18 protein-coding genes and 3 pseudogenes are annotated in these 26,389 nt (G+C 64.4%); 11 read left to right on the plus strand and 10 right to left on the minus strand.

Translation table 11 applies throughout. The features are described 5' to 3' along the window. Positions 1–34 precede the first annotated feature (34 nt). Together P5F91_RS19400 and P5F91_RS19405 are read right to left on the minus strand one after the other, a co-directional pair. A complete protein-coding gene (locus P5F91_RS19400; protein WP_277907990.1) occupies positions 35–4,798 on the minus strand; it encodes a glycosyltransferase in 4,764 nt (1,587 codons plus the stop codon). A 42-nt stretch (positions 4,799–4,840) separates the two neighbouring features. Next, a complete protein-coding gene (locus tag P5F91_RS19405; RefSeq protein WP_277907991.1) occupies positions 4,841–5,818 on the minus strand; it encodes an NAD-dependent epimerase/dehydratase family protein in 978 nt (325 codons plus the stop codon). A gap of 500 nt (positions 5,819–6,318) precedes the next feature. On the opposite strand from P5F91_RS19405, the pseudogene P5F91_RS19410 reads away from it, so the two are divergent. The 4 genes and pseudogenes from P5F91_RS19410 to P5F91_RS19425 form a co-directional block, all read left to right on the plus strand. Beyond that, a pseudogene (locus P5F91_RS19410) lies at positions 6,319–6,998 on the plus strand (transposase); the annotation flags it as partial. 76 nt (positions 6,999–7,074) lie between these two features. After that, positions 7,075–7,425: a transposase gene (locus P5F91_RS19415; RefSeq protein ID WP_277907992.1), complete on the plus strand. Its 351-nt coding sequence runs from the start codon at positions 7,075–7,077 to the stop codon at positions 7,423–7,425. Further along, a pseudogene (locus tag P5F91_RS19420) lies at positions 7,374–8,177 on the plus strand (IS3 family transposase); the annotation flags it as partial. The gene P5F91_RS19415 and the pseudogene P5F91_RS19420, both read left to right, overlap by 52 nt. 130 nt (positions 8,178–8,307) lie before the next feature. Beyond that, positions 8,308–8,439: pseudogene (locus P5F91_RS19425) on the plus strand (IS481 family transposase); the annotation flags it as partial. Here the strand turns inward: P5F91_RS19425 and P5F91_RS19430 are convergent. The 3 genes from P5F91_RS19430 to P5F91_RS19440 form a co-directional block, all read right to left on the minus strand. After that, the gene (locus P5F91_RS19430) at positions 8,422–9,582 is read right to left on the minus strand and encodes a glycosyltransferase family 61 protein (RefSeq protein WP_277907993.1); all 1,161 of its coding nucleotides are present in this window, start codon (positions 9,580–9,582) and stop codon (positions 8,422–8,424) included. The pseudogene P5F91_RS19425 and the gene P5F91_RS19430 sit on opposite strands and share 18 nt — an antisense overlap. A gap of 186 nt (positions 9,583–9,768) precedes the next feature. Beyond that, the gene (locus P5F91_RS19435) at positions 9,769–11,079 is read right to left on the minus strand and encodes an MFS transporter (protein ID WP_186454975.1); all 1,311 of its coding nucleotides are present in this window, start codon (positions 11,077–11,079) and stop codon (positions 9,769–9,771) included. Positions 11,080–11,224: 145 nt separating this feature from the next. Further along, positions 11,225–11,695, minus strand: coding sequence for a hypothetical protein (locus tag P5F91_RS19440; protein WP_145613407.1), 471 nt, complete (start codon positions 11,693–11,695; stop codon positions 11,225–11,227). Between the two features lie 337 nt (positions 11,696–12,032). Here P5F91_RS19440 and P5F91_RS19445 point away from each other — a divergent pair, with 337 nt between their 5' ends. Then, positions 12,033–13,004 carry a 2-hydroxyacid dehydrogenase gene (locus tag P5F91_RS19445; RefSeq protein ID WP_145613408.1) on the plus strand — a complete coding sequence of 324 codons (972 nt, stop codon included), beginning with the start codon at positions 12,033–12,035 and terminating at the stop codon, positions 13,002–13,004. 3 nt (positions 13,005–13,007) lie between these two features. Here the strand turns inward: P5F91_RS19445 and P5F91_RS19450 are convergent, their stop codons facing one another. From P5F91_RS19450 to P5F91_RS19470, 5 genes are all read right to left on the minus strand, one after another. Continuing rightward, positions 13,008–13,985, minus strand: a complete 978-nt coding sequence (locus P5F91_RS19450) for a magnesium transporter CorA family protein (RefSeq protein WP_145613409.1) — start codon at positions 13,983–13,985, stop codon at positions 13,008–13,010. Positions 13,986–14,103: 118 nt separating this feature from the next. After that, a complete protein-coding gene (locus P5F91_RS19455) occupies positions 14,104–16,101 on the minus strand; it encodes a response regulator (protein WP_145613410.1) in 1,998 nt (665 codons plus the stop codon). Then, positions 16,101–16,544, minus strand: coding sequence for a response regulator (locus P5F91_RS19460; RefSeq protein ID WP_004273032.1), 444 nt, complete (start codon positions 16,542–16,544; stop codon positions 16,101–16,103). Before P5F91_RS19460 ends, P5F91_RS19455 begins: the two co-directional genes overlap by 1 nt. Then, a complete protein-coding gene (locus tag P5F91_RS19465) occupies positions 16,531–18,762 on the minus strand; it encodes an ATP-binding protein (protein ID WP_277907994.1) in 2,232 nt (743 codons plus the stop codon). The genes P5F91_RS19460 and P5F91_RS19465 overlap by 14 nt, the downstream gene beginning before the upstream one ends. A gap of 129 nt (positions 18,763–18,891) precedes the next feature. Next, positions 18,892–19,497 carry a biliverdin-producing heme oxygenase gene (locus tag P5F91_RS19470; RefSeq protein ID WP_277907995.1) on the minus strand — a complete coding sequence of 202 codons (606 nt, stop codon included), beginning with the start codon at positions 19,495–19,497 and terminating at the stop codon, positions 18,892–18,894. 200 nt (positions 19,498–19,697) lie between these two features. On the opposite strand from P5F91_RS19470, the gene P5F91_RS19475 reads away from it, so the two are divergent. From P5F91_RS19475 to P5F91_RS19500, 6 genes are all read left to right on the plus strand, one after another. Continuing rightward, complete coding sequence (locus P5F91_RS19475; RefSeq protein ID WP_157999499.1) at positions 19,698–19,847, plus strand: hypothetical protein; 150 nt, start codon at positions 19,698–19,700, stop codon at positions 19,845–19,847. 18 nt (positions 19,848–19,865) lie between these two features. Further along, entirely contained in the window at positions 19,866–20,756 is an 891-nt protein-coding gene (locus tag P5F91_RS19480; RefSeq protein ID WP_145613413.1) for a DUF72 domain-containing protein, read from the plus strand. Positions 20,757–20,767: 11 nt separating this feature from the next. After that, entirely contained in the window at positions 20,768–22,774 is a 2,007-nt protein-coding gene (gene ligD / locus P5F91_RS19485; RefSeq protein ID WP_277907996.1) for a DNA ligase D, read from the plus strand. Beyond that, entirely contained in the window at positions 22,771–23,061 is a 291-nt protein-coding gene (locus P5F91_RS19490; RefSeq protein WP_145613415.1) for a PQ-loop domain-containing transporter, read from the plus strand. The genes ligD and P5F91_RS19490 overlap by 4 nt, the downstream gene beginning before the upstream one ends. Beyond that, positions 23,058–24,107, plus strand: coding sequence for a DNA topoisomerase IB (locus P5F91_RS19495; protein ID WP_145613416.1), 1,050 nt, complete (start codon positions 23,058–23,060; stop codon positions 24,105–24,107). The genes P5F91_RS19490 and P5F91_RS19495 overlap by 4 nt, the downstream gene beginning before the upstream one ends. Before the next feature lie 61 nt (positions 24,108–24,168). Then, on the plus strand, positions 24,169–26,385 hold the full coding sequence (locus tag P5F91_RS19500; protein WP_277907997.1) for a catalase: 2,217 nt from the start codon (positions 24,169–24,171) through the stop codon (positions 26,383–26,385). The last annotated feature ends 4 nt before the right edge of the window (positions 26,386–26,389 follow it).

Consider the following 26,389-nt stretch of genomic DNA (forward strand, 5'->3'; position numbering starts at 1 on the left):
ACGGTGTAGATGCCATAGATTATAACGGACTGGCTCAAGCTGCGGAAGCCTCAGGGCGAGCGCTTAAGTCCAACGGTGCCGGCGGTCCTTGCACCATATCCAGCCATTCGCGGTCGTAGGCTTCCGCCGTCAGGTGACGTTCCGCGAAAGCACGGGCCAGGGCCCGGCGAGCGTTGCGGGCTTCTTCCGACTTTAGCAGATGCAAAATGTCCTTGGCGAAGTCCTCCGCCGTGTCGCAAAGCGGGAAACCGTGGCCGCTGAGGTCCAGGGCGCTGTCGATGAAGCTGGAAATGGTCGTGCAAAGGCCGTGAGCCAAGGCATCCAGAACCTTGATGGGGGTGCCGGTACCTACGACCACCGGCGCAGCCACGACGCGCGCGATCTTGTACAGCGGGTCCAGCACTTCGACCTCGTACAAGGACAGAATGCCGACAGCTGCCGGATCGTCTTCCAGGGCCCGGCAGACACGGCCGGCGATGAGCAAGCCGACTCCCGCCGGTGCCAGGAGCGGCTGATAGACATCGCGCAGGAACCACTTGATGCTGCGCACATTAGAAGGATGATCGCTGCCCACAATTAGGACGTCCGCTGCGCCGTGCCGACGCAGCCATGCGGCCGCGCCCTCCAGGAAGCCCGGCGTCGCGAGTTGATCCGGCCGGGCCAGGGCCAGGGCCTCGACCAAGTCCGAGGGCTCCGCCAGCGGTTCGCTTGCAACCGCCGGGGTGGGAATGAGGCCGTCAGGGGATACTCCATGTTCCCTCGCGCCGCTTTCCTGAAACCAGGCGAGCAGGCGCGCACGGTCGGGATGATTAGGATCGCGGGCTTGCGGGAAGGCCGCGGTCACGTCGGTGCGCCACTGCCAGACACAGCCGAGGTAGGTGGCCACGCCCTGGCCATTGGCGTCAACTGGGAACTCTGGGTGCATCGGCGGTGCCTCAGCCAGGACGCGCCTAGCCAGTGCCGCGATGGCGGGGGCTGCCAGATGGCCGTAGAGCACGGTCCAGCGTCGGAAGGCCACCAACGACTGCGGCGTGCGCAGGTCAAAGGTGGTCTGCAGATCCTGGCGTTGCAGCCAGATGGCCAGCTCGGAACTATGCAATTGGCTGGCACCCGGACGCCAGCCGTCCAGCACGTCCGACTTGACGACGGTCGGCAGGACGAAACGCGCATCGTAGCGTGGATCGAAATCATGGATTTCGCGCAATTCCCGCCGGCTAATAGCCACCACTCGATCGGCTTTGGCCAGCGCTGCCAATTCCCGCTCGATCTCCTCCGCGTCTGGTTTGCGGCTGGCCCGGATGGCGTGCTGGTATCCTTGAATGTCATGCGTTTCAAGAATGACGCGAACGTCGGGTCGGTTGAGAAGCCCCAACTTTTCCACGACGGGCAACAGGTGAACATAATTGAGGCAGACGACCTTGACGCGACGGTTGGCCAGCAGGCGTTCAACCGCACGGGGAACTCGGTTGTAGCTGTTCAGGGCTGTCAGCTTGTCCGTACTTCCGCCTTCCTTGGCGATGCTCTGCAGTACCTCGATGCGCGCGTCGCTTCGCTCCTGATTAGCAATCCAGGCGTAGCAGTTGAAATCGAACCCGCCACGGCGCCACCCAACCGCGTTGCTCACCAGATACTTTTCCAGGGCCTCGTCGCTGTGAAGATAGCCGCCGCCGTCCGGATAGGGGACGTACAGATTGTAGATTTCATAGCCTTGCCGGCGGAAGAAGGCCCGCTGCGCCTTGTAGACGGCACTGACCCCTTGGGAAAGGACGTCGTTGCCGATCCAAAGCACGACCGGAGCTTCCACCGAGTCTTCCTTTGGCGCTGCCGCCAAAGCCGCCATGAATTGGGCATCGGTCTTGAACAGAGGGCTTTGCGCCACGAACCGTGCGGTCCATCCAACGAGGTCGTCCCGTGCCTTCAGAAACTCGGTGCAACCGTCGGCAAAGGCGCGGGCGGTATGTGCCACCGCCAGACAGGCTTCGCCGGCGAAGGTCGTGGCCATGTCCGTGCCTTCGGTCACGATGACGGGACATTGCAGCCGCATGGCCTCAAGCACTACGCCAGATCCGCGTATCGCATAGGCTTTTGGATCATAAGGCAGCAGCATGATGTCGCATTCGGCCATAGCTTGGTAATAGCTGGCCATGCTACCGAATTCGCCATGCAGGATCAGGGTGCCTTCTTCCTGCGTCTGCTGTTGCAGGATGCGCAGACGTTCCCGGGCACCGGCGATCTTTTCGTTGTTGTTGACCGGTGCGGTCGACACCTGAATATGGAACTGCACCGCCTTAGGCCCGTGCCGGCGGATCAGAGTTTCGACCATATCGGGTAGCAGGAGGAAGCCTTTCTCTTCCCGTGCCTCCCCGAAATAACCGAAAACCAATGCGGCATCGGCGGGTTGTGCGCGCCGCCGTTCGTTAGCGGTCAGCCTGGCCGTTGCTAGATCCGTGCTGGTGGGATTCAGCAGGATGGACAGCGTCAGACCGGTCTCTTTCGCGAAATACTGCTGAAGCACCGCAGACTCCGCGAAGAAACGAATCCGCTGTTGCCGGGCGGCTCCTAATTCCCGGATCGCGGCAATAACCCTGGTCTGTTGTATCGCATGGCCCCGGAAGGAATCGTCATCCGTGCAAATGCGGATGCATATGGTCGGCAGGTCCGCCAGGGGAAGCGTGGCGGCCACCTGCAGCACGCCAACCATCAGCGTGGGGTAGGGCATATGCAAGTAAACGACATCGGCGCTGTTCAGGCCGGCGCGGGCGATGAAAGCGATCAACTCCTCAGCGAAGACGCTGGGCACGACATGAGGCTTTGATGCGTCGATGAAGCTGGAGAATTGCGGTAGGACGGGTATGGCCCCGTCGATTCCGTCAAGCTCCGCCTGCCAGTCCCGGTTGGCACCGACGACGCAGTCAAACCCGGCCGAGGCTGCCACGTGGCATAACGTACGGGTCAACCCATAATGATGGCCGACGTAGCGCACTAACTCGGGTTCGACATAGGCGAAGCGGCGGCGGGGCTGGGCCACGCGGCCTCCGACAATCAGAGCGGCCAGCGCTGCGGGCACGAAGGGGTCGCTGCCATTGCGGCGATAGGCGCCGGTGGAAATGGCGAAAAGGTCGCTGCGCAAATCCGGTGCGGTCAGCAACAGCGTTTCCAGCTGGTCCGGGTTGGCGTGCAGGGTATCGAAAACGGCGTTGCGTACGATCGGCCATTTACCGCTGCCGAGGTAAAAGGCGTCGCTGGTACCGGATCTCAGCCGGCGCCCATCCCACGCCGCGATCGCCGCCTCCGGTGCCTCCGCCAAGTCCATCAGGGCTTCGCCGGAAACAAAGAGATGGAATTCGGACCTCTCATACGTCGTGACCTGGAAGCGGGTTGCCAGGCCGCGATGTTGCGAGAGCGAGGTGTCATAGAATGATACCGGCCCGAGCCCCTCCAGCGGAGCTGTCACGGCACGCCGCTGTGCGGCGTCCATGCCGGACTCTTCCGCTACCAGAAAATGGAAACCGGGCGGGATCAGGCCCGCGGCCGCTTTCAGTCTAGCGGCCGCCGCCGCCGCCGCAGCTGTCTCCTTGGCCGTTACATCGGCGTGAACCGTAATTGCCCGGGAGGTCCGTGCCCAGGTCTTGTCCACCATCAGGTCGCTCGACGGAGAACGACGCGTGGCCAGGGGCGCGTCTGCCACCACCTTGAGGAAGGTAAGGGTGTCTGCCGCCATACGCACCGAGGAGAAATCCAAGCTGCGCCGGCCAGCGCGGTTGGCATGGTCGGCCAGGCGCGCCGGATCAGCCAGGGCATCAGCGAGTTCCTCCGCCATGCGCTGGGGCGAGAACGGATCCGTCAGCGGAATATAGCAATCCGGCAGCCATTCCCGGAATACGTCGAGATCGGATGCGATCACCGGCGTTCCCAACCGCATGGCCTCCAGCACGGGAATGCCAAATCCTTCATAGAGGCTCGGGAATACCAGGGCAACAGCGCCGCGGATGAGCTGGTGCAGTTGGCGTGCCGACACGAAGCCCGAATCAATGACCCTGCCGCGCAGCTGCGGGAATTGCAGCAGCTGCCGATAGACATGGTCCCGCTGCTCCACACAGGACGCGCCGGTGAGAACCAGTTTGAAGTCGGCCAAGTCCGGGCGGCTGCTCAGTTGGCGAAAGGCTTCCAGCAGCCGGAAATGATTTTTGTGGGGCCAGTTCACTGCCGGATAGATGACATAACGGCCATATTTGTCGGCCGCGCCCGTGCCGGAGGGAAGGCCATCCAGATGTTGCAGCGCTTCAGCAAGGAAGGGCGCGTGGGGTACGACCCCAATGGGCGCTTCCGGTGCATAAGCGCGCATGATGTTATCGCGTTCCACATTGGCGAAGGTGAGAATGCCGTCCGCGTTGCGCGCGGCGATGGCATAGGCGGCATCCCGGTCCAGCCGTTCCCCCGGGCCGAAGAATCCCGGGAGAACCCGATGCTGAAGGTCATGAATGGCGGTCACCGCCGGCAGCTTGGCGTAAGTGTCACGCTCGGGCAGCGATGTAAACGGTGCGAAAAGAACGTCCGCGCGTTCCTGCATGGCGCGCAGAGCCGCGCCATGCTGATTGGCTTCGCCGACGAACAAGCTGAGCTTGGCCAGCTTGCGCTCCAATTCAGCGAAAAGGTGGGCGTTGGCCGGGGAGGCGATCACCTCTACCGGCGTCAGGCGAGCCAAATGTTCCAGCAGCGACATCAGGTAGCTGCCCGTCCCACCGGAGCCGCCCTTTAACCCAACGAAATGAAAACAATCGACCGCCACCCGGAACATGCAGCACCTATAAACAAAGTTATAATATTTCCTGAATTAAAATCAGACGTCAGCTCGACCTTTTTCCACCTGCGCATTGATCCAGGTGTAGGTACGCTGCAAGCCGTCGTTAAGCGCTGTGCGGGGAGCCCAGCCCAACTTCTCTTGGATGAGGCGATTGTCCGAATTCCGACCGCGAACGCCGGTGGGACCGGGAATATGATTTTTGTTGATGCGCTTGCCGGCAATGGCGGCCACCCGGTCGATCAGGCCGTCGATCGTCACCATTTCCTCTGAGCCAATGTTGACCGGTCCTGTGAAATCCGATCGCATCAGCCGCAAGGTACCCTCCAGGCATTCGCTGACATGTAGGAAGGACCGGGTCTGCTGGCCGTCCCCCCAAACGTCGATGGTGCCACCGTCGGCACACTCGGCAACCTTGCGGCACATGGCCGCCGGCGCTTTCTCGCGGCCGTCATTCCAGGAACCCAGTTCGCCAAAGATGTTATGATAACGAGCCACCCGAACCTGCATGCCGTGGTTGCGCCCATATGTCAGGTACAAGCGTTCGGAGAACAGCTTTTCCCATCCGTATTCGCTGTCTGGATGAGCCGGATAGGCACTGGCCTCGGCACAATTGGGATTGTTGGGATCTTCCTGGTTTTCCTGCGGATAGATGCAGGCGGAGGATGAGTAGAATACGCGACTGCAGTTGCGCTTGCGTAAGGCTTCCAGCACGTTTAAGTTGATCGTAGCGGAGTTATGCATGATGTCCGCATCGTTGGCGCCGGTGAAGATGAAGCCGGCCCCCCCCATGTCGGCAGCCAGTTGATATACCTCGTCAAAACGCTGGTCGATCACCGTGCGGACAAAGTCCTGTTGGCGCAGGTCGCCGACAGCGAAATCGTTAGCTTCCGTCGGCTCATAGCGTGGAAATTTCAGATCTACCCCACGGACCCAGGCGCCTTCACCCTTCAGCCTCTTGACTAGGTGGCTGCCGATGAAGCCGCCCGCGCCGCAAACCAAAATTCGCTTGGTCACCACCGAGTTCCCTTTTCCAGTGATCTGGACGTTGCTTGACGTATCCTCGTAGGGCTCTCACGCCCACCTGGAATTTGATGCCATTTAACAGGGGCTGAGCGCAATCCAATAAAAAGGTATTTTAACGAAGTTTGGTGTAAATGATGGTCTAACCGCTCGGGAGCGCGGTCGTGAGCTGGAGCCTCACGTGTGTCAATTATAATGAGATTACAGTCGCAAGAATACATCCCGGTATGCGGCTTGGTTGCCCTTCTACAAGCTGTTCATCGCTTCGGTTAAATTCGGGGCTGATTGCGCAGACTTGACACATTGGACTATTAGTGCGAAAATCTACCATTTGCCTAATAGCCGAGGATGGCGCTGAGTTGGTGTTGTCTTGGCGGATGCGACCAAGCCATTACAAACCGCGCTGTGACAGGCGGTATCAGTATCGTTTTGGGATCCCCTTTTGGGGCGTTTCATGATTCGATTCGCCCTGCGAACAGCGGTGGGAACAGGCCATGTCGCGACCCCGGGACACCCGACAGAAAGACCTTCTGCGTCCAGCCCTGGACCAGATCATCGATCTGAAGCATCCGCTGGTGGTTCTGGCGGGGAAGATCGACTGGGGCTTCCTGGAACAGCGCCTGGGCGGTGTCTACAAGGGCGGCCCTGGCCAGCCGCCGCTGCCGGTCCGGCTGATGGCGGGCCTGCTGATCCTGAACACATGCACAACCTGTCGGATGAGGTGCTGACCGCCCGCTGGGCGGAGAACTCCTATTTCCAGTTCTTCTGCGGCGAGGAGGTTTTCCGCCACGACCTGCCCTTCGACCGGTCGTCGATGTCCCGCTGGCGCCAGCGTCTGGGCGAGGAGCGGCTAGCGGCGCTGATCCAGGAGAGCCTGCGGGTGGCCCAGGCCACCGGCGCGCTCAGCACCAAGGACCTGGCGCGCGTGGCGGTGGACACCACCGTCCAGCCCAAGGCCATCGCCCACCCCACCGACGCCCGCCTGACCCACAAGGCCATCGAGAAGCTGGTCGCCTTCGCCAAGGACAACGGCATCACGCTGCGCCAGAGCTATCTGCGCGTGGCCAAGAAGGCCGCCATCATGGTCGGCCGCTACACCCACGCCCACCAGCATAAGCGGGCCAATCGCCAACTGAAGTTCCTGCGCACCCGCCTGGGCCGCCTCATCCGCGACTGGAGTGCGCCCCTTGGGGTGGGCACAGCGGGTATAAAAGATTGACGGTGATGTCGGGCCTTGCAGGAGTGGGGTCATGGCGAAGCACCGAGTTTACAGCGTCGCGTTCAAACGCCAGATAGTTGCCGAGTACGCGGCCGGGGAAGCCTTGTACGGCTTGGCGAGACGGCATGGCATCTGCCGCAACCTGATCCGGGTTTGGGTCGCCAAGGCAGAGGCCGGCGAATTCGACGAGGAGGTTGAGGCGTCGAACCTTCTCGTGGAGTACGAAGGGCGGATTGCCGCCCTGGAAAGGCTGGTCGGCCGGCAGGCGCTGGAGATCGAGTTTCTAAAGGGGGCGCTGAAGCACGGACGCTCCAGCAAAAGCGGGACTACATCCGTAATTGCCGGCCCTCCGGTCTCAGCGTCGCCGAAGGCTGCCGGCTGATGGGGATCGCGCGCTCCACCTACTATGACGTCCCCGTCGAGACCGATGGCGACGCCATGATCCTGGACCGGATGAAGGCCATCTGCGCCGAGTTCGAAAGCTACGGCTATCGGCGGGTCGGCGCGGAACTGCGGCAGCAGGGGCTGGTGGTCAACAGCAAGAAGGTGCGCCGGCTCATGCGCGAGCACGACCTCCAACCCCGGCGTCGGCGGCGCTTCGTCGCCACGACCGACAGCGACCATGACGAGCCGATTTTCCCGAACCGGGCGGCGGACATGACCCCTACCGGGCCCGACCAGCTCTGGGTCGGCGACATCACTTATGTGGCCGTGGCGGCCGGCTTCGTCTACGTGGCCGTGATCCTGGACGCTTGGTCCCGCCGTGTCGTGGGCTATGCGCTCACCCGCTCCATCGACACCCGGCTTACGATCGCAGCCCTGAAGGCTGCCATCGCCGCACGAAGCCCACCCGCCGGCTGTGTCCATCACACCGACCGTGGCAGTCAGTATGCCAGCGTCGCCTATCGGCGGATCTTGGCAGACAACGGCTTCGTCGGCTCGATGAGCCGGCGCGGCAATCCCTACGACAACGCCAAGGCCGAAAGCTTCATGAAAACCCTGAAGGTCGAGGCCATTTATCCCACGGCGTACGAGACCTTCGACGACGTCGTGGCCGATCTGCCGCGTTTCATCGATCTGGTTTACAATGCCCGGCGCCTTCATTCAGCGCTGGGCTATCTCAGCCCTATTGCATTCGAAGAACAAGACGCCCGATCACCGGTCAATCCGCGGCTTGAAGCTGTTCACCCCAAGGGGCGCACTCCAACTTCTGGGGAGTATTCATCCGCCACCGACACGCATTCCCCGGTGTTCCGCGATGAACCACAATTTTGCACGGCGCCTCAAGACGCTTCGGGGTCTGACGCCCTGGAAATTCATCTGCAAATCGTGGATAGCGGAACCCCAGCGGTTCAGGCTCAATCCGCACCATCAATCCCTAGGATCGAACACCTAACAACGTGGTCAGTGCCCTTTCCAGGTGCTCTGGTTCGATCACGAAGTCATTTCGGCCCACAGCGTGGTTTGTAACAACTCGACCAAAGATCTCGGCGTAGGTCATTCCTATCTGGCCAGCCACATCCCAGAAAAACGGGTCAATGAAGTCGCCGGGAGATAGGCAAATCGCAGTCGCTTCGGGCTGGCAGAAGACAAGATTGGCCAATGCCGCGCCCTTAACTCCCATGACAACCTCAGCGGAACTGAGCAACTGTGCCTGTTCAGTCAGCGACATTCCGCTGGTGAAGACCGTTCTGAAGCCAAATTGATCCAGCAAATCCTTGAGCGCATCCTCATTAGCCAAAGTGCGCGTCTTCACATCTGCTCGTGACAGGTATAAGCGCTCACCATGATTGATTTTGACGCGGTTTTCGACGAAGGCCGCTTTAAGTTTGATCATGGCCGGAGGCCACTTGATCATGGGGGGGCGATGCAGAGGGGTGACATAAAGGAGATTGGAGAACCGCCATGTGACATTATCTGGCATCTCGATAACGTTGGTGCCAGGGCAAATTATATTTATTGTTTCCTGGACAATATTTCTTTGGATTTGACTTTCATTCGCACCGACGACAATGGTCAATTGGTCGGCCTCGATCTGTTGCGAAAAATGCGCAAGAATTGTAGCATTATCTACAAGCCAATGGCCGTAATTCCGATACCAAGGCCGTTTTACTAGAATGCAGGGTGCCTCTACTAGAGTACTCGGGGAGTGCGCGAATGCAAAGGTTCGATCCGCCTGACCTTGACAGAAGCCTTCGGGAACCTGCCGGTGGGCCAGATATTCAATTGCACTTTCTTCGATGAGCAAGCCGTTGCGCGTGACCACCGTCCCTTGCCCGGTAACATAAGCATCTACCAACGTCGTTGCGCTTATCTGTGGGTAGAATTGCTCATAAATATTTCTGTAATAATCGAATATACCCCGAACTTCGGCGTTAATATGAAAATCGTCTACCAGTGCCATAGGACGTCGTAAATAGCTTCCCCTGGGAGATAGCTGGTTGACGTGTTTGATGCCAGTTTCCTCAAGGGAAGACAGGTCATTTCCATCGATAATGGATTCAAGGCTTCTGACGATTAATGAGATCGGATCATCCAAAGCCATATCCTCGGCGTTGATAAGTAAACAAACAAGCTGCTCATACACTAAGACGGAGAACAGAGTACTACCTTTAATGTAAAACCGGTTATGTCGTAGTGTTGCATCGGACCGTCGTTGCCGCAACGTCGATATGACTGTGCGACGCTTGGCAGTTGACCGCCTTTTAGCATGGGCATCCACCTGTCACTCAAGTACGGCAAGTTCGGACTGAACCGACTGTTGGCGAGCGGCGGTCAGTGGGTGCAGCCAGACCAGGAATGCCGATGTCATATGCGCCGCCATGGGTACCCAGATGGCGGCAACGGCCAGCACCATGAGGGCCTGGGGTGTCTGCGGTACGCTTGCGGCCTGGGCGTCAAAGCCTGCCGCGCTTAAAGCGGTCAACGCCAGCGCCGGCCCCACGGCCGCGGCCAGCTTGTCGGAAACGGAGAGCAAGGAGGCCAGGGTACCCATTTGGTCCGCGCCGGTGGCCAGGCGGCGTTCGTCAGCCAAATCCGCCATCATGGAGCGCACGAGGATAGGATCGGCGGAGAGGAAGAGGCCGAAGCCCCCCAGGATGACGATGCCTGTGGGCAAAGTGGTCCACGGAACCAGATGGACGACCAGATACATTGTCGCCAAGCCGCCGAAGGCAAGCGTCATGGCGCGGTGCTTTTCCAGCCGGCTGCCCATCTGGCTCCAGACGTACGTTCCCAGCATGGCGCCCACCTTGACCGCGAACAGCAACGTTGCCGTCTGCACCCGGTCCAGACCGTGGAAGGTTCCATAATAGAAAAAGAACATGGCCCCGCCCGCGTAGACGGCGGCGCTGGAGAGGAAATCGGCGGCGAGCAGGCGGGTGATGCCGGCTTGGCCCAGCAGGCTGAGATAATCGCGTCGCCCCGGTGCCCGTCGGCGGCTTCCCGCATGCTCTGGCACCAGAATCAGGGCCGCGCCGACCCCCAAAGGCAGGCTTAGCAGCACGAACCAGCCCATGGCGGGCAGAAGCTGCTGCGGCGTCGAGCGCAAGGCGGGCAATAAGGGCAGGGCGGTGACGAGCAGGCCCCCTACCAGGAAAAGCGTCTGCCACCAGGCGAAGACGCTGTTCCGTTCGTCGTAGTCCCCCGACAGCGTGCCGCCCCAACCCAGATGCGAGACGAAACACAGCGACCACGCGCTATAGGTTCCGGCTAAGCCAAGCGCCAAGTGGAGGAAGCCGGCGTCGGGTGGCGGCATGTACAGATACTTGACCGACAGCATCAACAGGGGTGTACCAATCGCCAGCCACAGGCGGAACCGGCCAAAGCGGGAGCGTGTCCTGTCCGTCAGGATCCCCACAACAGGATCGATGGCGATGTCGGCCAAGCGCGCGACCAGAAAGGCCGTGCCGACGAGCCCTAGGGGAAGCCCCACCACGGTTCCGTAATAGTCGGGAAGATAAATCAGCAGCGGCAAGCCTAAGGCCGCCAACCCCACAGTTGGGGCGGCGTAAGCCACCTTGGTCAGTATGCGCATGCCCCCGTCCCCGCCATCCAAGCCCCCGGAAGATTCAATACCCGTCGCAGGACCCGGTGTCGCGACAGCAGAACACTCTGCCATCGGCGTCAGGCGGATGCCAATGATCCGAAGGACGGCGCAATCGTTCAGGGATAGGACGGACTCAGGCGCTTAAGGCTTCCCGCTCGCAGGTGGTCGGCAATTGCGAGGCGGGCGGCGTCAGGGTCAGGTGGTTGTGCCCCAAGGCGAAGGCCAAGGCCCGCGCCGTCATTGCCAGGGCGGGGCGGTCATCATCCGTGGCCAGCCAGCGCAGCTGGGCGTCGAATTGCGCCTCCTTGCCGTTCTGGGCGGCGGCGACCAGCTGCAACACCTGCCGTTCATCCGCCGTCAGGCTGGGGCAGCCCGGATGGCCGATGGACAATTCCCGACGGCAAGTGTGAATCAGGGCCAGCAGGAAAGTGTGCAGGGTGGCCAGCACCTCCCGCCCATCTTCGCCGCAGGTGTCGGCGAACTCCCGTCCCACCAGGGGGCCGTAGTCCTTGCCCTTGACCATGCGGCGCAGGGCCCACACAAGCAAATGCTCGCCGGGGCCGAATTCCGGCGTGTGGTCCATCGTTCCGGCAATGGCATCCATCAACGACATCATCAGTCCCCCGGCCACTTCCACCCCAACGCCAGGGAGGCTAAGCGCCGTAGATGCAAATCATTCTCAAATCATAACCCATGTCCGCGCCAATGGCAAAGAGCGCCGTCACAGGCTGTTGGGTCGATCGTCACCGGCTCCGCCCGCATCACTCTACACCCCTCCGCCATCGGCCCGCCATCACCCGACCATGCCTGTCGCTGGTTCCCGGCTGGTCCCTGATGGCAGGGAGTGGCAGACAAGCGCCTGAGAGGCGGCTTATGCTGGTTACAACCCACCCCCAGCAAATTGGGGGCCCGTTCCGGAACGGCAAGAGGACCTTGGCAGAATGGCACCTCGCTTCGATATCGACCTGCTCATGCCCGCCCCCATGATGCCCTTCATCATGGAGCGGCTGGACCAGGCCTTCCATGTGCACAAGCTCTGGCTGGCGGCGGATGCCGAAGCCCTGCTGGCGGAGGTCGCCCCCCGCGTCCGCGCCATCGCCGCCGCCGGCGGGGCGGCCATCACCGCCGACCTGATGAGGCGGCTTCCCAGGCTGGAATGCGTGTCCGGCTTCGGCGTGGGTTACGACAGCATCGACGCCCACTGGGCCGGGACCCACGGCATCACGGTCACCAACACGCCCGACGTGCTGACGGAGGAGGTGGCGGATACGGCATTGGCCCTGACGTTGATGGCGGTTCGACGCCTGCCGCAGGCCGAACGCCACCTGCGCGCTGGCCGTTGGCTGGAAAAGCCCTTCCCCCTAACACCTTCGCTGCGCGGCCGCACGGCCGGCATTCTGGGCCTGGGGCGCATCGGCAAGGCCATCGCCCGGCGTTTGGCCGCCTGCGGCGTGCCGGTGCACTATCACGGCCGTCACCGGCAGGCGGATGTCGATCTTCCCTACCATGCGACGCCTGTCGACCTCGCCCGGGCGGTGGACGTGCTGGTGGTGGTGACCCCGGGCGGCTCGGAGACGCGCAACCTGGTGGACGCGGCGGTGCTGAAAGCCCTGGGCCCCGATGGCATCCTCGTCAACATCGCCCGGGGCACGGTGGTCGACGAGCAGGCGCTGGTGGCAGCCCTGCGGGATGGCACCATCCTGGGCGCCGGCCTGGACGTGTTCGCGCAGGAGCCCCAGGTACCTCAGGCGCTGCTGGACCTCGACAACGCGGTGCTGCTGCCCCACGTCGGATCCGCCACCATCCATACCCGCCAGGCGATGGGTCAGCTGGTGGTGGACAATCTGGTCGCCTGGGCTCAGGGCCGGCCGGTGCTGACGCCTGTGCCGGAAACGCCCATTAAGGCCGGCTGATTCTCACAGCCAGCCCCGGCGGCGGAAATACCAATAGGGCAGGATGGCGGAGACGACCATCAAGCACAGCGCGCCGGGATAGCCGAAGACCAGGTCCAGTTCCGGCATGTGCTTGAAGTTCATGCCGTAGATGGAGGCGATCAGCGTCGGGGGCAGGAATATGACGGCCGCGACGCTGAAGATCTTGATGATGGCGTTCTGCTGGATATTGATCAGGCCCAGGGTCGAATCCAGCAGAAATTGCGTCGTCTGCGCCAGGTACAGGTTGTAGTCCAGCAAGGACTGGATGTCGCCGTTCAGCGTGTTCAGGATCAGCTTGATTTCCGGGGCGATGGGCGTGGCCTTTTCCGCCGCCTTGAGGAAGGACACGGTGCGGGCAAGGCTGTGCAGGCTCTCCCGTACGCGGGATGCCAGGTCGCCGCTGCGACCGATGCGCTTCAGCGCGTTCTGCAGGTCGGCGTCGATGATGCTGGGCGACTGCTCCCCGCCCTGGCTGAAGACGGAGCGGGACAAGGTGTCCAGCCCGTCCTTAACCTCTTCCAGGACATCGGCGACCCGGCCGACGATGGCGGTCAGGATGCCCAGCAGGATGGCCTCGGGGTCGGTGGGCACATCGTTGCCCTGGTCCACCCGGGTGGAGAAGGTGCGGAAGGGCGTGCTGTCCAGGTAACGCACTGTCACCAGATGCTGGGGTGTCAGGATGAAGGTGGCGTCGGCCAGGGCCGGGCCCAACGGCGCCTGGCGAGTCAGCACCCTTACCGTCATCACCAAGGCGTCGCCGGATTTATACACCTGGGCGCTGGTCTCGATCTCCCGCATCTCTTCCCGCGTGGGAATCTCCACCCCCAGCGCCGCTTCGACCGCCGCTTCCTCCTCCCTGGTGGGGGCGATCATGTCGATCCACAGGTCGTCGGCCAGGCAGTCGGCGCCCGATTCACGTCGCGTCAGGGTGCCGTTTTCCAGGCGGTACAGGGTGAGCATCCAGGCGTCTTTCCAAATAGGGGGCGCCCGCAAGAAGGAAGGCCGTTCATCCGGAAAGGCAAGCGCCACGGCTTGGACGCAAACGCATCGCTCCTCCGCCCAAGGATAGGCGGCGAGCCTATGCCTCCGTCAGCGCCCGGATCTTCCGCCCCAGTTCGTCGAGGTCAAAGGGTTTGGCGATGTAGTCCATGCCCTCGCCGACGAAGGCGGAGCGCTGGCTGGCACCTTCGGCGTAGCCGGTGGCGAACAGGATCTTGAGGCCGGGCCGCAGGCGGCGGGCTTCGTGCGCCAGCGCGCGTCCGTTCATGCCGGGCAGGCCGACATCGGTCAGCAGCAGATCGATGGCGCCGGGCCCTTCCAGGTGGGGCAGGGCGTCGGCGGCCGTTTCGGCCTCGATGACGCCGTAGCCATGCTCCTCCAGGATATCGACCACCACCATGCGCACCACCAGTTCGTCCTCCACCACCAGCACGGTGCCCCGACCCTTGGGCGGGGTCTCATGCGGGGTGGGCTTGGGCGTCTCCGCCGTGGCTGGGGCGCTACGGTCGCGGGGCATGTACAGGCAGATGGTGGTTCCCTTGCCCGGGATCGACGCCAGCGTGACATGCCCCCCGACCTGGCGGGCGAAACCATAGATCATGGAGAGGCCCAGGCCCGTGCCGTGGCCGATGGGCTTGGTGGTGAAGAAGGGGTCGAACGCCTTCTCCAGCACCTCCGGTGGCATGCCGGTGCCGGTGTCCGTGACACAAGTCAGGACGTAGTCGCCGGGCTGCAGGTCGGCGGACGCCCGCTCGTCCCCCTCGGCGATAGTGACGTTGCTGGTCTGGATGGTCAGCCGCCCGCCCACCGTCATGGCGTCGCGGGCGTTGATGGCCAGGTTCAGGATGGCGCTCTCGAACTGGTTGGCATCCGTAATGGCCGGCCATACCTCGGGCGCCAGGGATATCTGCAGGTCAATGCCCTGGCCGAGGGTTCGGCGCAGCAGGTCATCCAGCGAGCTCACCAGCTGGTTGATGTCGGCGGGCTTCAGATCCAGCGTCTGGCGCCGGGCGAAGGCCAGCAGGCGGTGGGTCAGGCCGGCCGCCCGGTGGGCGGAGGACAGGATGTTGTCGACATAGCGGCCGATGCTGTCGAAACGGGCGTCGCGCACCCGCTTCTGGATCAGGTCGGCGGCACCGACGATCCCGGCCAGCATGTTGTTGAAATCATGCGCGATGCCCCCCGTCAGCTGGCCGATAGCCTCCATCTTGTGCGATTGGCGCAGGGCCTCTTCCTTGATGCGCAGCTCCTCCGTGCGCGCCACCACCTCCGCCTCCAGCGCATCGCGGGCCAGCTTGGTTTCGGTGATATCGATGGCGCAGCCCAGAAAGCCCAGGAAGGTGCCGGCGTCGTCGAAACGCGGGCTGCTTTCACAGCGTAGCCAGCGCACCTCGCCCGTGGCCTTGCGCACGCGCATGTCATCCAGGAACGGGGTGCGCCCGACGAACAGTGCCCGGCGCACGGCGCTCAGCGTGGGCCAGTCGTCTTCATGGATCAGGGCGGCCCAGCCCTCCGCCTCCATGCGCGCGGGCGGAATGCCGAATTCCGTTTCAAAGCGGCGGTTGGCGAAGATGATGCGGCCGTCGGCGTCGGACGACCAGATCAGGGCGGGTGTGTTGTCCGCCATGGACCGGAAGCGCTGCTCGCTTTCCCGCAGCGCCTGGGCCGCCCGCCGTGCCTCGCGGCGGTCTTCCGCTTCGCGCAAGGCGCGGGCCACCACCATGGGAATGCGGGCCAGGTTGCGCTTGGTCACATAGTCGGTGGCGCCGGCGCGCAGGGCTTCGGTCGCGAACTCCTCACCGATGACGCCGGAGATGAAGATGAAGGGCACCGCCGGGTCGCGGGCGCGGGCAAGTTCCAGCGCCGCCAGGCCATTGAAGCCGGGCAGGGAATAGTCGGACAGGATGATGTCGAAGTCGCTCCCGGCCAGCGCGGCCTCATATTCCGCCCGCACGGCCACGCGCGTCAGGATCAAGGGCTGATCGATCTTGCGGAACTGGTGGGCAATCAGTTCCGCATCGATGTCGCTGTCTTCCACCAACAGCAGGGCGACAGGCTTTTCCGCGGATGGCGACACTAAAAATCTCCAGGCACGGGCTCGTTCAGCACCGCCCAGAAGATACCTAGGTCGCGGATGGCTTCGAAAAAGGCCTTGAAGTCCACCGGCTTCACCACGAAGGAATTGACCCCGTAGTGATAGCTGCGCACCACGTCGCTCTCCTCGCGGGAGGACGTCAGCATGACGATGGGGGTGGCGCGATGCCGGGGGTGGGATTTCACCTTTTCCAGCACCTCCAGGCCGTCCACCTTGGGTAGCTTCAGGTCAAGCAGCACGACGGCCGGGGCGCCCGGCTCACGGTTCGCAAATTGGCCCTCGCTGAAAATGTACTCCAGCGCCTCCACACCGTCGCGGACGACCACAATTTCGTTGGCCAGCTGAGTTTTCCTGAGCGCGGCCAGGGTCAGTTCGACGTCGGCGGGATTGTCCTCGACGAGAAGGATGGGTCTAAGCGTGGCCACGGTTTCCTCCTGTCTTTCGCTTAGGTAGGGTGAAGCTGAAGGCGGCGCCCTGGCCGACGGCACCTTTGGCTTCCAGTGTGCCGCCGTGCCGGTCGATGATGCGTTTCGTCAATGCCAGGCCGATGCCGGTGCCCTCGAAATCCTCTTGCCGGTGCAGGCGCTGGAACACCTGGAACAGCTTGCCGGCATAGTTCATGTCGAAGCCGACGCCGTTGTCCTCCACGCAGTACAGCACCTCGTCGGGCCGGTCCTGGCCCCAGACCTTGATGCGGGGCGGGGTGGCGCCCCGGCTGTATTTCAAGGCGTTGTCGACCAGGTTGAACAGGGCCTGGCGCACCAGGGTGGTGTCGCCCCAGGCGGAGGGCAGGACGCCGATTTCCCACTCCACCTGCCGCTGCCCTTCGGTGATGGCCAGGCTGCGCCGGATTTCCGCCATCACCTTGGCCATGTCGATGCGGGTCATCTTCAGGCTGGTGCGGCCCAGTTGCGAGAAGTGCAGCAGGTCGTCCACCAGCTCACCGGCCGACAGGGCCGCGGCGATGATGCCGTCCAGGTAGTGGCGGGACAGGGCTTTCAGGTCAGGCTCCTCCTCGCCCAGCAGTTCGGCATAGCCCGCGATGTGGCGGAAAGGCGCCCTCAGGTCATGGGAGATGGAGTAGGAGAAGGCCTCCAGCTCCTTGTTCGAGCGCTGCAGTTCCTCCGTCAGCTGGGCGCGCTCCTCCGCCCGTTGCAGGACGAAGTTGATGATGGCGCCGCGGAAGTCGGCGGCGCTCAGCAGTTCGGCCGCCCGCCAGGGCTGGGCGCGCTCGCGCACCTCCTGCTTCCAGGCCTCGAACGACAGGCGCGGATGCAGGCGGCCGGCGGTGTCCGTGGCCTTGGCCGCACGGGGATCGCCACCCCAGCGCACGGTCTCCACCACTTCCGGGCGGAACCATAGGATGAAGCTGGCATGAAGGCGCGAGATGGGAACGGCGATGACGCCGCTGGCGACACCGGCGATGTCCCTGCCCGGCGGCCAGTCCGTGCCCAGGGTGCTGGTGGCATAGATCTGGTCGACGTTCCGGGTCCGCAGCCACTCGACCAGGGCCAGGATGCTGTCGATGGGCGGCGCCTTGCCGGCGGCCAGGACGATCCCATCGGTGACGACGGCCGCCCCGGCGCTGTTGGTGAGGGCCAGCCACTGGCTGGCGCAGTCCACCAGGCCGGCTTGGAAACCGGGCGCCCGCGCCAGGTGGGCCACCAGTTCCGTCTCGATGTTTTTCAGCCGCAGCCGTTCGTCGATCTCGGCCGCCCGCTCGCGGGCCGCGATCTGCTGCGCCACGATGCGGCCCAGGAAGTCGCAGGCGGCGCGAATCTGGGGACTGACATAGCGCGGCTGGGCATGATGGCAGGAGATCAGGCCCCACAACCGCCCGTCGATGACGATGGAGATGGACAGCGAGGCCGCCGTGCCCATGTTGCGCATGTATTCCAGATGCACGGGCGAAACGCTGCGCAACGCCACGAAACTCATGTCCAGCGGCGCGCCGTCGGTGGGGCACAGGGCGGGTATCAGCGGCTCGGGCGTGTACGTGGCGGTCGGGATTAGGCGCAGGCGGTTCGTGCGATACAATTCCCGCGCCTGGGCCGGGATGTCGGAGGCGGGGAAGCGCAGATCGAGGTAGGAGGGCAGGGTGCCGTCCCCCTTTTCCGCAATGACGGTGCCGTTCCAGTCCTCATCGAAGCGATAGATCAGGACGCGGTTGAAGCCGGTCAGGGTCTGCACTTCCGCCGCAACACCGGCGCTGAGATCCGCCACGGTCTGCAGCCCATCGGAATTGTCCAGGAAGTCGCGCAGCAGTTGGTAGAGGCTGGCGCTGCGCCCGCGCTCCGCCTCGTCGAAAGATTCGAATTCCAGGATCAGGCCTTGGGATGCGCGCTGGCCGCTGACATGGAAGGTGCGGCCGTCGATCTGGTATTGCTCCAGAAAGGCGGTATCCGTGCCGTCGGCCCAGAGGCGGACGTCATTCTCCAACGCCGTGCGTGGGCCCACCAGGTCACCCAGCGTCTGGCTGCCGTCGAAGGCGACCGGGCGGTCCAGGATGGCGCCCAGGTTCGCGCTGGCCTGGATCACGACCAGGTCGTCCGGCCGCAGTACCGCCAGCGCGCCGTGGGGCTGGATGCCGCCGGGAATGCGGATGGGTTCCCGCGCGCACTGGTCCAGCAGCTCCTGGGGCACGGGCGGTACGTCCGGGGCGAGATCGGTGTTTCCTGGGCTATGTGACGTGACCACGGGGCAGACCCATTTGTCCAAGGAACCGTGAACCAGCCATTTGCCGGAAATTTAAGGCGAATATGGGGCCGCGGCTCATTTTTCTGACACCCGCCTGCGGCCGTGGCTAGCCTGATAATGGCCTAGGACCTGCTCGGCGGCCTTTTGGAATAGGCCAAAGGAGGCGACTGCGGCCGTGACGGCGTCGGCCCGGAAAGCGCTGTCCGCGGCTTCCTTGTTGAGCAGGGCCACGAAGTCGCGCCAGAAGGGGCGGCCCCGGCCATGCGCCAGGAAGCGGGTGGCCTGGGAAATGAGGGGGTCGCCTGAGTCCAGCGCCCGGCGCAACAGCACCTCGGCGCCCAGCCGTGATCCTTCCAGCACATACAGATGACCCAGGGCCTCAGCCCGGCTGCGGATGATCGGCGCTTCCACCAGCACCGCCGACAGGCGGTTGTCGGCATTCAGCGCTGCCAGGTCCGCCTCCAGCGCGTGGCGACGGCACCGCTGTTGCCAGTCGGGTAGGATCAGTTCCACCCCTGCCGCCTCCAGGCTCAATTCAACGGCGCGCAATGCCGGGTGCTGGGCTTTCAGCAGATGGAAGTAGTCCGACAGGTGGCTGACATCCAGCGTGGCGAATTGCCTGTCCAGGGTGGCGTGGCAGGCTGCCGTACCCATGCGCAGCACTGATCTCAGTAGCGTCACGCCCGCTCCTTCCTCCTCGTCGGACCTCAGCCAGTGACATATCGCGGTCCCCGTGGAAATCAATGGTGCCCATGTCGGGTGTGCCCACGTCGGCGGCACCGCTGGGGCCTGCCACCGCCCCCTTTCCGCCCGCCACGGAACCCTGCGCGGCATCCGGTGGTTGCTTTGGCTGTGACCTGGCAGCGAGCGAGGGCCCGAAGATGGAACGCAAGAAAGACCATGTCGTCCTGACCGCGCGGGAGGCGCGGGGGGCCACCCTGGGACGGCCGGTCTTGGCCGTCCTGCTGGTCAGCCTGGCCTTGGTGATCGTGGCCTTCGCGCTGGCTTGGTGGTTGGGCAAGTGGTGGTAAGGAAGGACCGGCGGCATCATGGCGCCCCAGGCGGACGTTCGCATCGGCATCTCCGGCTGGACCTACGCCCCCTGGCGTGGGGCCTTTTACCCGGAAGGCCTGCCCCAGCGCCGCGCGTTGGAATATGCCAGCGGCGTCTTCCGCAGCATCGAGATCAACGGCACCTTTTATGGGCTGCAGACGCCGGACGTGTTCGCCCGGTGGAATGAGGAGACGCCCGACGGCTTCGTCTTTGCGGTAAAGGCGCCACGCTATATCACGCATATCCGGCGGTTGAAGGATCCCGTGGCTCCGCTGGCCAACTTCCTGGCCTCCGGCCTGCTGCGGCTGGGGAATAAGCTGGGACCCCTGCTGTGGCAATTCCCGCCCAGCTTCAAATTCGATGCCCAACTGTTGGGCGACTTCCTGGCGCTGTTGCCTCACGACACGGAACACGCGGCCGACCTGGCCCACCGCCACGACGATAATCTCAAGGCCCGCGCCTGGATGCAATCCGGCCCTCACCGTCGGCTGCGCCATGCCGTGGAAATCCGCCACGAGAGTTTTCGCGATCCAGCCTTTATCGACCTGCTGCGCCAGCACAGCGTGGCGCTGGTCTGCGCCGACACGGTTGCATGGCCGCGCCTTATGGATTTGACGTCGGACTTCGTCTACTGCCGCCTGCACGGTTCCAGCGAACTGTACCGCAGCGGTTACGGTACCGACGAATTGGACCGCTGGGCGCGGCGTGTAGCCGCCTGGGCCGGGGGGCGGCCGCTGGACGCCGGCGACTATGGGCGTGACGATTATGTCGAGCCGCCAACCGACCCGCACCCCTCGCCGCGCGACGTCTTCCTCTACTTCGACAACACCGACAAGCTGCGGGCGCCCGATGACGCCCGCGCCTTGGTCGGCCGCTTGGACCATTGAGGGAGGGCGCCGTGGGCCGTGACATCCCCGATGACGAGGTGCTGGACCATCCATCGAAAGAGCGATCCAAGGGGCCGGATACGGTGCGGCCATCGCGCGCGCAAATTCTGCCGCCCGCCTTCATGGAGCCAGCGCTGGCCACCTTGGTCGATACCCCGCCGGAGGGGCCGGATTGGCTGTTCGAGGCCAAGTTCGACGGCTACCGCGCGGTGGTGGCGGCTTCTGGGCAGGAGGTGCGCATTCACACCCGCTCAGGCCTTGATTGGACCGATCGCTTCCCCACCATCGTGCAGGCGCTGGCGGCGCTGGACCTGCCGCCGGTGCTGCTGGACGGGGAGATCGTTGCTTTGGATTCCCGGGGGCTCAGCAGCTTCAACACCCTGCAGCGCGCCATGAAGGACGATCAGGCGGCGCTGAGTTACTACGTTTTCGATCTGCTGGCGGAAGCCGGGCGCGATTGGGGCGCCCGCCCGCTGGTGGCACGCAAGGCGCGTCTGGCCGCCTTGCTGGGGGAAACCGGCAAGACCGGCCCGGTCTTCTATACCGACCACGTGATGGGCGGTGGCGCCGCCTTGCTGGCCACCCTATGTGAACAGGGTTTCGAAGGCATCATCGCCAAGCGGGCGAGCGCCCCCTATCACCCGGGCCGGGGCCATGACTGGCTGAAGGTGAAGTGCGGCAACCGCCAGGAATTCGTCATCGTCGGCTGGTCGCCCTCCACCCATGGGCGGGCCTTCGCCTCCTTGCTGCTGGGCCTAAGGGAGGATGGTGCCTTGCGCTACGCCGGCCGGGTGGGCAGCGGCTTCGACGCCGACACCCAGGCGGGGCTGGAGGCGCGGTTGCACGCCCTGGGACGTAAGAGCTCGACGGTGGCAGTGGACAGCGTACCCCCCGCCATCGCCCGGGAGGCGCGCTGGGTGAAGCCCGAGTTGGTGGCGGAAATCGCCTTCGCCGGCTTCACCGCCGATCAACTGGTGCGGCAGGGCCGCTTCCTGGGGTTGCGCGGCGACAAGCCGGCCAAGGCCGTGGTGCTGGAAAAGGCGGAACCCGTCGGCCAGGCGGCGAAGGAAGCGGGCCCGCCCAAGGGTCAGGTCCCGCTGACCCATCCGGAGCGGGTGCTGGACCCCGTCTCCGGCCTGACTAAGCAGGACCTGGCCGACTATCTGGAAACGGTGGCATCGCGCATGTTGCCCTATGCCGCAGGCCGGCTGCTGAGCCTACTGCGCTGTCCCGAAGGAACAGGGCAGGCCTGCTTCTTCCAGCGCCATGCCGCTTCCGGCACGCCGGCCTGGTGGCGGCGCAAGGCGGTGAAGGAGAAGGATGGAGGACAGAGTGACTATTTTTACCTGACGGACGCGGCGGGGTTGCGGGCGGCGGCCCAGATGGGCGTGTTGGAGCTGCACCTATGGGGCAGCCAGGTGCGCAAGTTGGAATCCCCCGACCGGCTGGTATTCGACCTGGACCCCGACGTCAGCCTGCCCTTCGCCAAGGTCAAGGCGGCGGCGGTGGCCATGCGCGATGTCCTGGCGGCGCTGGATCTCGTCAGCTTCCCCCTGCTGACGGGCGGCAAGGGCGTGCATGTCGTGGCTCCGCTGGGTTCCGGCGCCGCCGGCGGGCGCCGCCAATGGCCGGTGGTGGCCGCCTTCGCGAAGGCCGTGGCGGAACAACTGGTGGAAGCCAACCCCGACGCCTACGTCGCCACCATGAGCAAGGCCCGGCGCCAGGGTCGCATTTTCATCGATCATTTCCGCAATACGCGGGGCTCCTCGGCCATTGCCCCCTACTCGACCCGGGCCAAGCCCGCGCGCGCCGGCGGCGGCACCCCCGTCGCTTGCCCGGTCAGCTGGGAGGAATTGGCCAAGGTGGAACGGGCGGATTTCTACACCACCGCCGATGCCCCCGCCCTGATGCGGCGCGCCGATCCCTGGGCCCGATATTTTGAGCTGGAGCAGGATTTGGGCGCCGCGGCCTGCCGCGTGCTGGGGGTGAAGGTGGGTGCGGGGGCCTACAACGGATGATCGCGCCTGGCTTCGCGGACCTTATCGGCTGGCTAGCGGCGCTGCTGCTGTTCCTGACCCTGGCGTGCCAGATTTGGACGCAGTGGCGCGAGCGCTCGACCAAGGGGGTGTCGCCCTGGCTGTTCACGGGGCAGATCGCCACCTCCATCGGCTTCGTCACCTATTCCTGGCTGCTGGGCAATTGGGTGTTCGTCACCACCAACGCCCTGATCCTGGCCACGGCTGTCGTGGGCCAGGGACTATATCTCAGCCAGCGCCGCGCGAAGGCGCCTGAGGCCGCCGAATGAGCGATGAGGCGGGCTTGGTCTATGTCAGCGACAGCGATCCCGGCATCCGGCGACGCAAGTCCGGGTCGGGCTTTCGCTATTGCCTGCCGGACGGCGCCACGGTGCGCGACCCAGTGTTGCGCGCCCGCATTAAGGCCCTGGTCATCCCGCCGGCCTGGACGGACGTCTGGATCTGTGCCGACGCCAACGGCCATTTGCAGGTCACCGGCCGTGATGCCAAGGGGCGCAAGCAGTACATGTACCATCCCGCCTTCCGCCAGGCGCGGGAGGGGGCCAAGTTCCACCACCTGATCGATTTCGCCCGGCGTCTGCCGTTGATCCGCGACCGTGTGGCCCGCGACCTCGCGCTGCCCGGCTTGCCACGCGACAAGGTGCTGGCGACCATCGTCCACCTGCTGGGGACGACGCTGATCCGCGTGGGCAACGCCGATTACGCCCGCGACAACCAGAGCTACGGCCTGACCACCCTGCGCGCCGCCCACGTCAGCGTGGAGAAGTCGTCCCTGCGCTTCGACTTCAAGGGCAAGAGCGGCAAGCTCTGGCGGCTGAAGGTGACCGACCGGCGGGTGGCCCGGATCGTCAAGGCCTGCCAGGAGCTGCCCGGGCAGCCCCTTTTCCAATATCTGGACGCTGACGGTAACCGGCGGGAGGTCAGTTCCGCTGATGTGAACGCCTACCTTCGCGAGGCGGCGGAGGGGAAGGGGGCCAAGCGTGAAGACGGGGTCACGGCCAAGGATTTCCGTACCTGGGCCGGCACGGTCATGATGGCCCTGGCGCTGAACGACAGCCCGCCGCCCACCAGCCCCACCCACGGCCGGCGCATGGTCACCGCCGCGTTGAAACAGGTGGCGGCTCGCTTGGGCAACACCGTCACCGTTTGCCGTCAATGCTATGTCCACCCGGTGATCATGGACGATTACCTGGCCGGCCGTTTCCGGTTGCGCCTGCGCCAGGACGGGCCGGCGGGGCTGTCCCCGGCGGAGGCCGCGGTGCTGACCGTGCTGCGCCGCGCGGAAAAGCGTCAGGACGCGGGGAACTTGAGCTGAGCCGGGCGGTTGGAGCGTGGACCGCCATCTCGCCAAAGCCGTCCCGACAAAGAGGAAGCCCATGTCCGACACCCGTTACGACGACACGCCCGTGCGCCCGGTGCCGCCGACGCCCAGCCCCACCCCGGACGCGGTGGCCCAGCCGGCGGCCAAACCCGCGATGCCCAGCGTGCCCTTCGTCGGCGGTGACACGGCCAAGCAGCGTGACTTGGCGGCGGATAACCAGGAGGCGGGGTCGGCGCTGACCACCAACCAGGGACTGAAGGTCAGCGACGACCAGAATTCGTTGCGCGCTGGGGCCCGGGGGCCGACGCTGATGGAAGACTTTCATCTGCGGGAGAAGATCACTCACTTCGACCACGAACGCATCCCGGAGCGGGTGGTGCACGCCCGGGGTGCCGCCGCCCACGGCATCTTCCAGGTCTATGAGCCGCTGACCGACCTCACCACCGCCGCGCCCTTCCAGGACCCGGCCAAGGAAACGCCGGTGTTCGTGCGCTTTTCCACCGTGGCGGGGTCGCGCGGGTCGGCCGACACGGTGCGCGACGTGCGCGGCTTCGCCGTCAAGTTCTATACGGAGGAGGGTGTCTGGGACTTGGTGGGCAACAACATGCCCGTCTTCTTCATCCAGGACGCCGTCAAGTTCCCCGACCTGATCCATGCGGTGAAGCCGGAACCGCATAACGAGATTCCGCAGGCCCAGTCGGCGCATGACACCTTCTGGGACTTCGTGTCGCTGACCCCGGAGTCCGCCCACATGCTAATGTGGGTGATGAGCGACCGGGCCATTCCCCGCAGCTACGCCACCATGGAGGGGTTCGGCGTCCACACCTTCCGCCTGGTGAATGCCGCGGGGAAGGCGCGCTTCGTCAAGTTCCACTGGAAACCGCTGAAGGGCGTTTTCAGCCAGGTGTGGGACGAGGCGCAGAAGACCGCCGGCAAAGATCCCGACTTCCATCGCCGCGACCTGTTCGACGCCATCGAGCGCGGCGATTTTCCGCAATGGGAACTGGGCCTGCAGGTCATCGAGGAGGAGGACGAGTTCAAGTACGGCGTCGACGTCCTGGACCCCACCAAGATCATCCCGGAGGAGGAAGTGCCGGTGCGTCGGGTGGGCCTGATGACCCTGACGGCCAACCCTGGCAACTTCTTCGCCGAAACCGAACAGGTGGCCTTTCACGTCGGCCACGTCGTGCCGGGCATCGACTTCACCAACGATCCGCTGCTGCAGGGGCGCCTGTTCTCCTATCTCGATACCCAGCTGCGCCGTGTGGGCCCGAACTTCGCCGAGTTGCCCATCAACCGGCCGCTGCAGCGGGTGGACAACAACCAGCGCGACGGCATGGGCCGCCGGCAGATCAACCGGGGCCGCGTGGCCTATTTCCCCAATGGCCTTGCCCACGGCTGTCCCATGCATTCGCCGGAGGCCGCCGATGCCTTCCGCAGCTATGCCGAAAAGGTGGACGGCGCCAAGATTCGCGTGCGCAGCGACAGCTTCGGTGACCATTTCAGCCAGGCCACCCTGTTCTGGAACAGCATGACGGGGTGGGAGAAAGACCACATCGTCGCCGCCTTCGCTTTCGAGTTGAACCAGTGCACCGACATGGTGGTGCGCCAGCGGGTGATGGATGTGATCCTGAGCAATATCGCGCTGGAGTTGGCGCAGGGCGTGGCCGCGCGGACGGGCATTCCGTTGCCGGAAGCTCGGACGCATTCGGCGGTCGCGGGCCAGACCGGCGCCGATCTTCCCAATGCCGGTCTTAGGGTCGGCCGGTCACCTGCGCTCAGCATGGACCGGTTGGCGGAAGATATCCGGGGTCGCAAGGTGGCGGTGCTGGTGGACAAGGGCGTCAGCGCCGAACAGCTGACCATCATCCAGGAGACGCTGATGGATGAGGAGGCAATCGTGGAGGTGGTGGCCCCCACCGCCGGCACGGTGCAGGGCGCCGACGGCGTCCTCGTGCCCGTCACGCGCGCCGCGCCCAACGCCCCGTCGGTGGTTTATGACGCGGTGATCGTGCCGGGCGGGGCGGACACCAGCGCCCTTCAGGCCAGTGGCTTGTTCCGCCATTTCCTCAACGAGGCCTTTCTGCATGGCAAGCCCATCGCCGCCATCGGCACAGGCGAACAGGTGCTGGCTGCCGCCAACCTGCCCACCGTGCTGAAGGAGGAAGGGGTCATCACCGGCGAGACACTGGAGGACACGCTGACCCTGTTTGTCGAGGCCATGCGCCGCCACCGTTTTCCCCAGCGAAACGTCGCGCCGGTGCCCGCCTGAGGCG

This window comes from Nitrospirillum amazonense (genome assembly GCF_029594735.1).
Classification (GTDB): domain Bacteria; phylum Pseudomonadota; class Alphaproteobacteria; order Azospirillales; family Azospirillaceae; genus Nitrospirillum; species Nitrospirillum amazonense.

Excerpts from the sequence above, each read along its gene's own strand:
- P5F91_RS19440 (WP_145613407.1), bottom strand. The coding sequence starts at position 11,695 with ATGGATGCCATTGCCGGAACGATGGACCACACGCCGGAATTCGGCCCC.
- P5F91_RS19400 (WP_277907990.1), bottom strand. The coding sequence starts at position 4,798 with ATGTTCCGGGTGGCGGTCGATTGTTTTCATTTCGTTGGGTTAAAGGGC.
- P5F91_RS19415 (WP_277907992.1), top strand. The coding sequence starts at position 7,075 with ATGGCGAAGCACCGAGTTTACAGCGTCGCGTTCAAACGCCAGATAGTT.
- P5F91_RS19450 (WP_145613409.1), bottom strand. The coding sequence starts at position 13,985 with ATGCTCACCCTGTACCGCCTGGAAAACGGCACCCTGACGCGACGTGAA.
- P5F91_RS19435 (WP_186454975.1), bottom strand. The coding sequence starts at position 11,079 with ATGCGCATACTGACCAAGGTGGCTTACGCCGCCCCAACTGTGGGGTTG.
- P5F91_RS19490 (WP_145613415.1), top strand. The coding sequence starts at position 22,771 with ATGATCGCGCCTGGCTTCGCGGACCTTATCGGCTGGCTAGCGGCGCTG.
- P5F91_RS19495 (WP_145613416.1), top strand. The coding sequence starts at position 23,058 with ATGAGCGATGAGGCGGGCTTGGTCTATGTCAGCGACAGCGATCCCGGC.
- P5F91_RS19480 (WP_145613413.1), top strand. The coding sequence starts at position 19,866 with ATGGCGCCCCAGGCGGACGTTCGCATCGGCATCTCCGGCTGGACCTAC.
- P5F91_RS19445 (WP_145613408.1), top strand. The coding sequence starts at position 12,033 with ATGGCACCTCGCTTCGATATCGACCTGCTCATGCCCGCCCCCATGATG.
- P5F91_RS19500 (WP_277907997.1), top strand. The coding sequence starts at position 24,169 with ATGTCCGACACCCGTTACGACGACACGCCCGTGCGCCCGGTGCCGCCG.
- P5F91_RS19475 (WP_157999499.1), top strand. The coding sequence starts at position 19,698 with ATGGAACGCAAGAAAGACCATGTCGTCCTGACCGCGCGGGAGGCGCGG.